Origin of the sequence: Rubrilithobacter danxiaensis (genome assembly GCF_047272945.1) — a bacterium.
GTDB classification, from domain to species: Bacteria; Bacteroidota; Bacteroidia; order Sphingobacteriales; family Sphingobacteriaceae; genus Rubrolithibacter; species Rubrolithibacter danxiaensis.
In genome coordinates, this window is sequence record NZ_JBKOPS010000022.1 from 1 (window position 1) to 9,357 (window position 9,357).

Sequence of the window (9,357 nt, forward strand, 5' to 3'; positions counted from 1 at the left end):
AATCTCATCCTCAAATGGACAATTATAGAATGCATATTCAATCTGATAGTATAGTAAGAAATCACAGCTTAATCTGAAGTAGAAGCAGGGAGAAACAAATATCTCCATTTCATCAAATGTGCTCCTATCTCCTCTTGAGTCCTTCTCAAATACTGTTTTTAATGTTTTATCTGATGAGCTGATATGAAGATCTCTAGCTGTCTTAAGAACCCTTTTATAGATACTCTCAGTAGTCTTGTTATGCATTAAAATATTTGAACTTCCTGGTATCTGTGCTCTAACATGATTCTTGCGTAGTCTTCCAGGATAGTTGAATTCTTTTGGCTCTGGACGAATTGGTTCTGGTTTAAAAAATTCCTTTTGTTTCATGGTATATATTTTAGAAGCTAAAGCTTACCGAAGTAAGCTTTTAAATTATCAGTTGACTTTCTCCTCTATGCTAATAGAAATAAAGTCATTCTCACCATTCGCTAATCTGTTAATAAAGAAAGATTGTACGTTAGCAGGATTGTTTAGCCTTACAGAATCCTCAATATTCAGTTTAGTAGCTTCGAACATCGTATGCTTGTAAAGCTGTCTTAATGCTTTGTTGTACATTCTTGCTCCAAACTTAGCCAGTGCATCTTCATCATAAGTGAAGTACAGCATTTTATATCCTGCTTTATTAGTCGCAAGAGTTAAGTTCCAGAAGAAGCAAATGAATTCCTGATCCAGATTGGTATCTTTTCCACTCTTTGCATGATTCACTTCGATGCAGGTTCTATACTTCTTACTTTCAAATACAGTAAGTAGAGGTTTTACAGCTTGTGTGATTTGATGATAAGATTTTTCAACTTCTTTGTTCCTTGCTTTAAGGTTTTGCGCTAATTGGACTTCTTCGTCCTGTGTTTTTACAGTCATAATAATAGATTTTTAAGTGAATAGAATTGATTAAATGAAAAAGGACCTTTAGAGGCCCTTATTTTCAATGATTTGTTTGTAGTAGTTGTACTCCTTATTCCTTACAATATTCCTGGCATCATCAAAGACCTCAGAATAGTATGGGAATACCTGAAGGCAATCCTCAATGTTCACATTCGCGTTTGAAGATGCAGTTAGCTTATAAAGAATACGGATAACCTGAGTATATAGAGCTTGGCCCAAGTAGACAGAAGCACAATCATTCAGAGCATAAGCAATAGAAAAATGACCTTGCTTATCAGCATTTAAGCAGAGGTAGATGTAATCTGTCAGCACTTCATAAATCTCAGATTGAGCGTTCTGATTTTGTTTGTGATCAATTTCTATCCGTGTTCTGAGATTCTCTGATTTAAAACTTGTTGATAGTTCTGCTATCTCTTTTATAATCTTGAAATAGCATTTTTTGATTTCGTGGTTGCGTACCTTTTGGCGATCAGGTAAGTGAATTGCTTGTAAATAGTTCATAAGAGTTGAATTTTGATTGCTTGAAGGGAGTTGATTTGCAGGAAAGTGATCTGAAAGAGTAATGAAAGCAGTTTTAGCTTATAAAATAATAGGTTGAGAAGTGAGTATTTACTTTAGAAGCTAATGAGTCTGGGAAACTCAGGCACTATTCTTAGTATAGATTATGATGAGAGTTTGGGTTTTCTCGAGTAGGTGAAAATATGGGATTGGTTGCCTATCTTTCAGATCGACTAACATAAAATCTTTTACATTCCTTCAGAATGAAGGTCAGGGGCTTATATCTGAGCTGGAGCTATGCGCTTAAGACAGAGTTAATTTTATATATAGATAACGCCGTAAAATTACGAGTACCGGGGGGGATAAAATAAAATGAGGATGTTATATGAGGCTAAGAGAGGATTAAGTTATTTTGGTATAGACAAAATAGCTGGAGGCTTCAGCTAATTCTTTAAAAGCTAAATCAGTCTTTTCCTTTTTTTATAGATTCTTACACTTATCTCTATAAAGGTAACTTTATACAATTTTGAGGAAAATAAGGAAAATGATCATACTTATATGATTAACATGAAAATCAGCAAAAGCATGGTTTTAGCACAAAATTAAGTAAAAAAGTACGTTTAGCATGAAAACGAGCAAAAAGGTACGTTTAGCAACAAAATGATATAAATAAGCCTTTTTTGACACAATAGTAGCGCAAACCCTTCTAATTTGGAGGGATATACGAAGGAATAGGGACAATTAGGTATAGAGATGGTACTTCTTTCCGTTAAGATTAGCTCTCGAAATGCTTTCTATTGCTTTAAAGATTGATTTTTTTTCAGCCTTGAAGCTTTATCAGTTAGAAACCACTACTCCTTTTGATATTTGCAGTTAAATTATTATCTATGTAAGTAAATGTTGGCTAAGACAGGATTACATCAAATGACAGAACATATAATAGAGGAAAAGACAGCTTCTACTATATCGGATATTTGCGCAGTCCTGCGTAAAGCCAATCGTTAGGCAACATTAAAAGTAAGACTGTGCAAATTCATACCGACTCAATCGTACTAGACAACGGACAGCCTATTTATGTTGGACAAACGGTGATGAGTGCTATTAAGTTTAATGACTTTGTAGTTGTTCTAACTGACCCAATTGAAAAAGAGAAACGGAACAGCGAAAATGTTTTTGGCTACAACTCAAACGGAGAACTTCTTTGGCAAATCGAGGACTTGGATTTGTTTCACGAGAATCACGACTATACTTCAATTTATGTTCAAGACCAAAACTTCTATCTTTATAACAGGTGTGGAATTGAAGTGAAAATTGAACCAGCGACAGGAATCGTATTATCGACAGAATTAATTAAGTGAAAGAAAGATTAACGTTGCCTAACACCATGTTTATATTATGCCCGTGTGACGTGGTTCTTGAAGTTCTTTGCTTTTCAAGTACCTCAGTGCGGCTTGACAATGAAGTGCTCTTCATTGGGCACAATATAAACACTTAACGTTATGCGGCAGCTTAAAAGACAACAACCAACGACATTGACAGTAAGAAAATGAAATCAGATAATAAACTTGCAGGACTTGGACTTTTGACAGCAATTTCGGCATCACTATGCTGCATTACACCTGTTTTGGCTCTGTTGGCTGGAACAAGTGGACTTGCTTCTACTTTCTCTTGGCTTGACCCATTCAGACCATATTTAATTGGCTTGACAGTTTTGGTTCTTGCGTTTGCTTGGTATCAAAAACTGAAACCTCAAAAACAAATTGACTGCTGCGACACAACTGAAAAAACACCCTTTATTCAGACAAAAAAGTTTTTGGGTTTCGTAACAGTTTTTGCAGGACTGATGCTTGCGTTTCCAAGTTATGTCCACATATTCTTTCCAAAGACAGAAAGTCAAACAATCATAACCGACCAATCAAACATTAAAACAGCAGAATTTACAATTAACGGAATGACTTGTGCAGGTTGTGAAGAAAACGTAAATCACGAAGTAAATAAACTGACAGGAATAATTAAGACGAATGTTTCTTACGACAACGGCAACGCAATCATAGAATTTGATAGAACTCAAACCGACATTCAAGAGATAGAAAAAGCCATAACTAAAACAGGCTATTCCGTAACCGACAAAAAAGAAATAAAATGAACATAATCCTGCAATCAACTATCACTTGCCCTGAATGTGGACATAAGAAAGAAGAAACTATGCCGACAGACGCTTGCCAATATTTTTACGAGTGCGAAAGCTGCAAAAAGGTATTAAAGCCAAAACAGGGCGACTGTTGTGTATTTTGTAGCTATGGAACAGTGAAATGTCCATCCATTCAAGCCGGGACAAATTGCTGTTAAAGACAATGATAAAACTGACTGAAATCGAAAGCCGACCGCATAACATCGGTTTTGCAATATGGCGGGTGAAGTGCTACTATGAAACATTTGTGCAAGATTCAACATCAGTAATTCTATTGAACTTTTGTGCTAAAATGCCGCCACATCGCAAAGCCGTAAACCGTTATAGGCAAGCTTAAAATGACCTACGACCAATTCAAAAACACAATAAGAAGACCAAGCAAGTTTGACGACACGCTAAACTACGTAACGTGTATAGCATTTATCGCTGCTGGTTTGTTTTTTGCCTACCGAATTTATGTTGATGGTTTTTCCCATGAGCGAGGGCTGGAAAAATATAAGATTTTATTGCTACCTCTAATTTTTATTCTTCCCGGACTATATGGATTTTGGAGAATTTCAAAGGATTATGAAGTTGTGTATATCAGCTCTGACAAACCGAAATCCGAAAAGTTGGAAATCATAAACCGATACTTATCGAATCTAAGAGTTGAAAATCAAACAATAACTAACGACCTAATTAGATGCAGATACAGAAATGTCTTCTTTAATAAGGTGGACTTAAGCATATATATAGATGAGGAGAAGGTTTTACTGAACGCACAGGGTGTAGACCAAGCAGGCGCAAAAGGTTTCATTGACTTTGGATTAACATATCGAGCGGCAAGAAGACTCAAGACATACATGAAAGCCAGCCTATAACATCGGCTCTGTTGCTATTGCTGGTTTGGGTGGTGTATGTTATTTCGCTGCTTTCTATTACATTAGTGCTGTCTTGACAGTGACGTGCAATTAATGTCGCAACAGCAACAAGCCTTAACCGTTAGCGGTCATTGTAAGAACGACAAATCACAACTTAATTTGGCGGAAAATGCCTTTAAAAACAAACAAAATGACGAAGCAAATAAATAGTCTAAACAGCGAGGTAACAGATTTCTTAGACGAGCAAAATCACGCACTTAGAACAGAAATCGAACAGTTAAGAATTTGCATTCTATCATCAGACGACAATTTGACCGAAAACATTAAATGGAACGGACCAAATTATTGTTTTGACAACGAAGACAGGATTACAATGCGGATACAACCGCCAACTACAAAACAAATTCAAATTATCTTTCACCGGGGAGCTAAAAAACAAGAACAGCCCAAGGAAAAATTAATTGAAGACAATTCTAAATTTTTGATTTGGAAAGAGAATGATAGAGCTGTAGCCACTTTTAAGAATTTGACTGACTTAGAAAATGCTAAACCGGCTTTGACAGAAATTGTCAAGAAGTGGATTAATGCTGCAAAATAAAAACAACGAACCGCTAACAAGGTATTGCCAAAAGCGGGGCTGAAGTGCTTCGATTGGGCATTTGCGCAAGGTTCAACTTTAGGGCTTCTAATGAACTTTTGTGCTAAAAATCTCCGCCTTCGGCAATACCCGAAACGTTATCGGCAAGCATACGAAACAAACAGCATAAATCAATAAATAGACATAAAATGGAAAATAATCAAGAAATGAACCAAGCCAAGAAAGGGAAAAATCACTACACGAAATTTTTATTGATGTTGTTTGCATCATTTATAGCAATGTATATAACAATGTACTTTAATACCTACGAAATAGACCACGTATATTTTAGCCTTACACGATTTTATATGACTTGCTTAGGTATCTCCGCAATGGCGGTGATTATGCTACTGTTTATGAAAATGATGTACAAGGACAAGAAAAAGAATATTGCCATACTTTTAGGTAGTTTAATTCTTTTTGTATGTGCTTTAACATTGGTCAGAACGCAAACTCCAATAGGTGATGTATTGTATATGAAGGCAATGATTCCGCATCATTCAATTGCAATACTCACAAGTAAAAGGGCAGATATAAAAGACCCTGAAGTAAGAAAGTTGGCAGATGGAATTATAAAGGCACAAGAAAAGGAAATTGCAGAAATGAAAGAATATATCAAAAGGTTGGAGTCCGACAAATAATTTTTGAGACGACAACCTGAAATTAGTGCCCAAAGCAATAGAAGTCAAGAATGCCAGCAGATAACAGGCGTTTGGCAAAAAAGCGGGTTCAGTGGTTAATGGAATATTCTACTTCGTATCAACTTTTGTACTAGATTGACAGTTTAGCGCTTCGAAATCCGGTTCTTCGCCAAGCGCCAAACCGTTACCAGCAAGCATAAATAACGACAGCAACACAATGAAAAAACTATTGACAATTATATTCGGACTTTTGACCATTACATCTTTTGGACAAACAATCGACCTTAAATGGAAAATTGGAGAAAAAGAAAAAATTAACTATCTGACAGTTATGAGCGACATTGATACTTCTAAAGTTGAAATGGATTTTGGAAACTTTTTCAAATCATTTTCTGATAGCACAGGGAAAGGGTTATCAGAAACCAAAGACATTTTTAAGAAGCTAAATCAATCTATGCAGAATATAGATTTTGTTTCTACTCTTTCTAATAAGGGTGACGGCATTATTGACATTGTAATGACAACTAGACCAAAGGAAAAATCTAAAGAAAATTCCAAAGACTCAAAAGACAGCAAAGAAGATGAAATGTTAAAAATGATGCAGTCTATGAACCAAGGCGTGATGCTTAGAGGTTCGGTTTATGCTACAGGTGGTATTCATAGTTTTTGGGTAAAAAGCAATCAAAAGAATTTAATCTCGACATTCTTTGAACTCCCGACAAAACCTTTGAAAATTGGCGACACTTGGAAAATTGATATTAACTTAATTGCAAACGACCAAAACTTTAGTTGTGACAGTTCTTATAAAATCAATGAGGTTACATTGACAGACATTAAAAAAAATAATGGAGAAACAATAGCAGTTATTAAATACAACATTGTTGAGTATGTTAACGGAACTTTTAATTCTCCAAGTTTTATGGGTGGTGGTGGAGAACAAAAGACAATGATGAAATTTACTCATCAGGCTATCGCGGAATTTTCGGTTGACAAAGGACGATGGATTTCCTATGACGGTATTATGAGTTTGGACGCTACAGGAGTAATGACAGCTAAAAAGAAAACTAAGTTTACATTAATAAGTGAATAGAATGCCAGCTGGTAACAGCACCTACCCAAAAGTGGCGGTTCAGTGGTTAAATCAAGCATTGTGCTTCTATCAAAGTTTCTGCTTGGTTGACAGTGAAGTGCTTCGAAATCGCCACCTTCGGGTAGCTACGGAACGTTACCTGCAAGCATTGACGACACTACCGGAAAGACAAAATTGAAAGAAATGAAACGGAATTTAATAAATGAAATTACTGCAATAAAATCACGTTCGGAATTTAATTCCCGACACGATTATAGCAGTAGGCTCAACGACATTGAATATGCGTTTCAAGAAAACTTAGACTACAATGGCGACTTTAATAAAGAACTTTTAAAATACATTCCTATTGCGACAGTTGCTTGCTTTGAAGCATTTTTCCGTTCAGTTTACAAAGAACGTATTGACTTTGGCAAACCGTTTAGCGACAATGTAGTTAAATTTAATCAAGCTCAGAATGTAAAATTTGACTTTGACATAGTTAATGCCATTCAGACAAAAACGGTTACTGTTGGAGAGTTTATTTCTCATATACTTCCCTGCAACAACTTTGAAGACATAAACAAAAATCTTTCTCTTTTGGGCAATATTGACTTCGTTGACCAAATCAAAAAATTCAAACGAGATAGCATTTTTGAACATGTTAAGGACAACTCAATACAGTTCATAGAAAATGGCGACCAAATAATAGCAGATATTAAAAGGACTTTTGAGTTGCGACACATTTTTTGCCACGAATTTGCTACCAATTTACCAATAGACAAAGATGAAATATTAAGGTGTTTCAATAGCGCAAAAATTTTTCTAAATCAGACAAACGACTTTATTTGGGATTTGATTTATCCAAATGCGCCAGAAACGCAAGCTGACATGAATAATTACGCTTCGGAACAATTCGAGCAATCTGACAAGGAGTTGACAGAATTGATTTCAACAATTAAAGAAGCGTCAAAAGAACACTCTTATATAACATTAGACGCTGACTTGCTTGACCAATCAATAAATGAATGGAAAAAATACAGGGATGTAAAAGCAAAGTTAGACGCATCAGCCGTGGAAGGTGGCTCCATGTATCCGACAGTTTTTGCGGGTAGCTTGACAACGACAACAAAAGAAAAAATTGAAAGTTTGAAAAACGAATACGCAATAGACCTAAGACGATATGCCAGCAGGTAACACGGGTTTTGCGTCAGGCGGGGTGACGTGCAAACTTGGAGCCTTGTGCTTCTATCAAAGTTTGTACTTGGTTGACAGTTTTGTGTTCTGAAACCCGCCCGAACGCAAAGCCCGAAACCGTTAGTGGCAACAGCAAAAAAGAACCAGCTACTCCCATGGATATGAGAATACCTGTACTATGTGTTATCTTCCTAATCGTTGGGATTATATTAGTTAAGAGAAATAAGTTTTATCGACAAGACACAAATACAATGTTGTATCCTGCAACTTTGAAACTTTTTCTTGGCGGTCTTATCTTAACACTCCTAGGAGCTTGGGGACTTCTAGACACTGTTATAAAACTATGGAGTAGATAGCTGCTTTCCAACATGAGGGTGACAGAAGAAGAGCTGCAGCCACTAACACAGGCTCTTGCAAAAATGGCGGGTGACGTTGTTCTCGAAATTTTCTACATTTAACAAAGCTTTGTGCTGGGCGTCAATGAAGTGCTTTTATCCGCCATCTTCGCAAAGCCTTAACCGTTAGTGGTAATTTTAAAAAATCCTAGCTAACGTAATAAACGACCTGATAAAAAGTTGAAAAATCAAGGCCTTACCACTGACCAGTCGAATAAATCAAAGGTTACTCTTGTGAATGGAATTTTGACTTTCCTGTTCATTGGAACACTAATTCTGACAGTTTTCGAAATAAACATATATCGAATGACCTTAATTGATTGGTATGTTCCAACTTCCATTTGGTTTTTGACTGGACTAATAGCGACACCGTTCACTTCAACTTATTTGTCTGAGTATTACAAGACGACCAATTTCTTCTTACACGCGGTATTTAATATTTGTACTTGGGGTGGTCTCGTCATTTGCGCAATGATGATAATCAATTACAATTTTCCCACAGGTGCCGAAACCCAGATAAAAGTAAAAGCATTAAACTATGGGCATTTGGCTAAGGGAAAGAGTGGTTGTGCCGTACCTTACGTAGATGTAAATATTAAAGGATTAAATAAAGAACTTATATTCCCATGCGACTTCGAGGTTGAAAAATATAAGTCAGTCAATGTGACGATTCAAGAAGGCTTTTTTGGAATCGATATATTGACCGAAAAGAAAATCATGGTGGACTAAAGAAAAACTACCACTAACACCACCTTGTTTCTATTGCTGGCTTCCGTGGTATCTGTTATTTCACTGTTTTCTATTACATTAGTGCTGGCTTGAAAGTGACGTGCTATTAATGCCGCAACAGCCTTTAGATTTACAATAACAAAATATCACAGAATATTGACTACCGTTATTGTTGTTAGAAATTTTCTTTTTGCTTCTTTTTCTTTTGTTAATATCTGA

Annotated in this window: 12 protein-coding genes; 9 read left to right on the plus strand and 3 right to left on the minus strand. The window is 36.1% G+C overall.

Going from position 1 to position 9,357, the window contains the following annotated elements; genetic code table 11:
* The 3 genes from ACLCDL_RS17585 to ACLCDL_RS17595 all read right to left on the minus strand — a co-directional run.
* Nucleotides 1–369: hypothetical protein (locus tag ACLCDL_RS17585; RefSeq protein WP_423149727.1), on the minus strand; the 369-nt coding region annotated here is incomplete at its 3' end.
* A 48-nt stretch (nt 370–417) separates the two neighbouring features.
* On the minus strand, nt 418–900 hold the full coding sequence (locus ACLCDL_RS17590) for a hypothetical protein (protein ID WP_423149728.1): 483 nt from the start codon (nt 898–900) through the stop codon (nt 418–420).
* A gap of 48 nt (nt 901–948) precedes the next feature.
* Entirely contained in the window at nt 949–1,425 is a 477-nt protein-coding gene (locus ACLCDL_RS17595; RefSeq protein WP_423149729.1) for a hypothetical protein, read from the minus strand.
* A gap of 1,022 nt (nt 1,426–2,447) precedes the next feature.
* Here ACLCDL_RS17595 and ACLCDL_RS17600 point away from each other — a divergent pair.
* The 9 genes from ACLCDL_RS17600 to ACLCDL_RS17640 all read left to right on the plus strand — a co-directional run bounded on the left by ACLCDL_RS17600 (nt 2,448) and on the right by ACLCDL_RS17640 (nt 9,138).
* Nucleotides 2,448–2,780 carry a DUF7957 family protein gene (locus tag ACLCDL_RS17600; protein ID WP_423149730.1) on the plus strand — a complete coding sequence of 111 codons (333 nt, stop codon included), beginning with the start codon at nt 2,448–2,450 and terminating at the stop codon, nt 2,778–2,780.
* Nucleotides 2,781–2,968: 188 nt separating this feature from the next.
* Nucleotides 2,969–3,568, plus strand: coding sequence for a mercuric transport protein MerTP (gene merTP, locus ACLCDL_RS17605; protein WP_013631655.1), 600 nt, complete (start codon nt 2,969–2,971; stop codon nt 3,566–3,568).
* Nucleotides 3,565–3,771, plus strand: a complete 207-nt coding sequence (locus ACLCDL_RS17610) for a GDCCVxC domain-containing (seleno)protein (RefSeq protein WP_013631656.1) — start codon at nt 3,565–3,567, stop codon at nt 3,769–3,771. Before merTP ends, ACLCDL_RS17610 begins: the two co-directional genes overlap by 4 nt.
* A 180-nt stretch (nt 3,772–3,951) precedes the next feature.
* The gene (locus ACLCDL_RS17615) at nt 3,952–4,473 is read left to right on the plus strand and encodes a hypothetical protein (protein ID WP_423149731.1); all 522 of its coding nucleotides are present in this window, start codon (nt 3,952–3,954) and stop codon (nt 4,471–4,473) included.
* A gap of 190 nt (nt 4,474–4,663) precedes the next feature.
* Nucleotides 4,664–5,071: a DUF1801 domain-containing protein gene (locus ACLCDL_RS17620; RefSeq protein WP_423149732.1), complete on the plus strand. Its 408-nt coding sequence runs from the start codon at nt 4,664–4,666 to the stop codon at nt 5,069–5,071.
* A 188-nt stretch (nt 5,072–5,259) separates the two neighbouring features.
* A complete protein-coding gene (locus ACLCDL_RS17625; RefSeq protein WP_423149733.1) occupies nt 5,260–5,751 on the plus strand; it encodes a DUF305 domain-containing protein in 492 nt (163 codons plus the stop codon).
* 217 nt (nt 5,752–5,968) lie between these two features.
* Nucleotides 5,969–6,841 (plus strand): hypothetical protein, encoded by an 873-nt coding sequence (locus ACLCDL_RS17630; protein ID WP_423149734.1) that lies wholly within the window; start codon nt 5,969–5,971, stop codon nt 6,839–6,841.
* Between the two features lie 183 nt (nt 6,842–7,024).
* Nucleotides 7,025–8,014, plus strand: a complete 990-nt coding sequence (locus ACLCDL_RS17635; RefSeq protein WP_423149735.1) for a lysozyme inhibitor LprI family protein — start codon at nt 7,025–7,027, stop codon at nt 8,012–8,014.
* Nucleotides 8,015–8,715: 701 nt separating this feature from the next.
* Nucleotides 8,716–9,138: a hypothetical protein gene (locus ACLCDL_RS17640; protein ID WP_423149736.1), complete on the plus strand. Its 423-nt coding sequence runs from the start codon at nt 8,716–8,718 to the stop codon at nt 9,136–9,138.
* Nucleotides 9,139–9,357 lie beyond the last annotated feature (219 nt).

Excerpts from the sequence above, each read along its gene's own strand:
- ACLCDL_RS17590 (WP_423149728.1), bottom strand. The coding sequence starts at position 900 with ATGACTGTAAAAACACAGGACGAAGAAGTCCAATTAGCGCAAAACCTT.
- ACLCDL_RS17595 (WP_423149729.1), bottom strand. The coding sequence starts at position 1,425 with ATGAACTATTTACAAGCAATTCACTTACCTGATCGCCAAAAGGTACGC.
- merTP (WP_013631655.1), top strand. The coding sequence starts at position 2,969 with ATGAAATCAGATAATAAACTTGCAGGACTTGGACTTTTGACAGCAATT.
- ACLCDL_RS17610 (WP_013631656.1), top strand. The coding sequence starts at position 3,565 with ATGAACATAATCCTGCAATCAACTATCACTTGCCCTGAATGTGGACAT.
- ACLCDL_RS17615 (WP_423149731.1), top strand. The coding sequence starts at position 3,952 with ATGACCTACGACCAATTCAAAAACACAATAAGAAGACCAAGCAAGTTT.
- ACLCDL_RS17620 (WP_423149732.1), top strand. The coding sequence starts at position 4,664 with ATGACGAAGCAAATAAATAGTCTAAACAGCGAGGTAACAGATTTCTTA.
- ACLCDL_RS17625 (WP_423149733.1), top strand. The coding sequence starts at position 5,260 with ATGGAAAATAATCAAGAAATGAACCAAGCCAAGAAAGGGAAAAATCAC.
- ACLCDL_RS17630 (WP_423149734.1), top strand. The coding sequence starts at position 5,969 with ATGAAAAAACTATTGACAATTATATTCGGACTTTTGACCATTACATCT.
- ACLCDL_RS17635 (WP_423149735.1), top strand. The coding sequence starts at position 7,025 with ATGAAACGGAATTTAATAAATGAAATTACTGCAATAAAATCACGTTCG.
- ACLCDL_RS17640 (WP_423149736.1), top strand. The coding sequence starts at position 8,716 with ATGACCTTAATTGATTGGTATGTTCCAACTTCCATTTGGTTTTTGACT.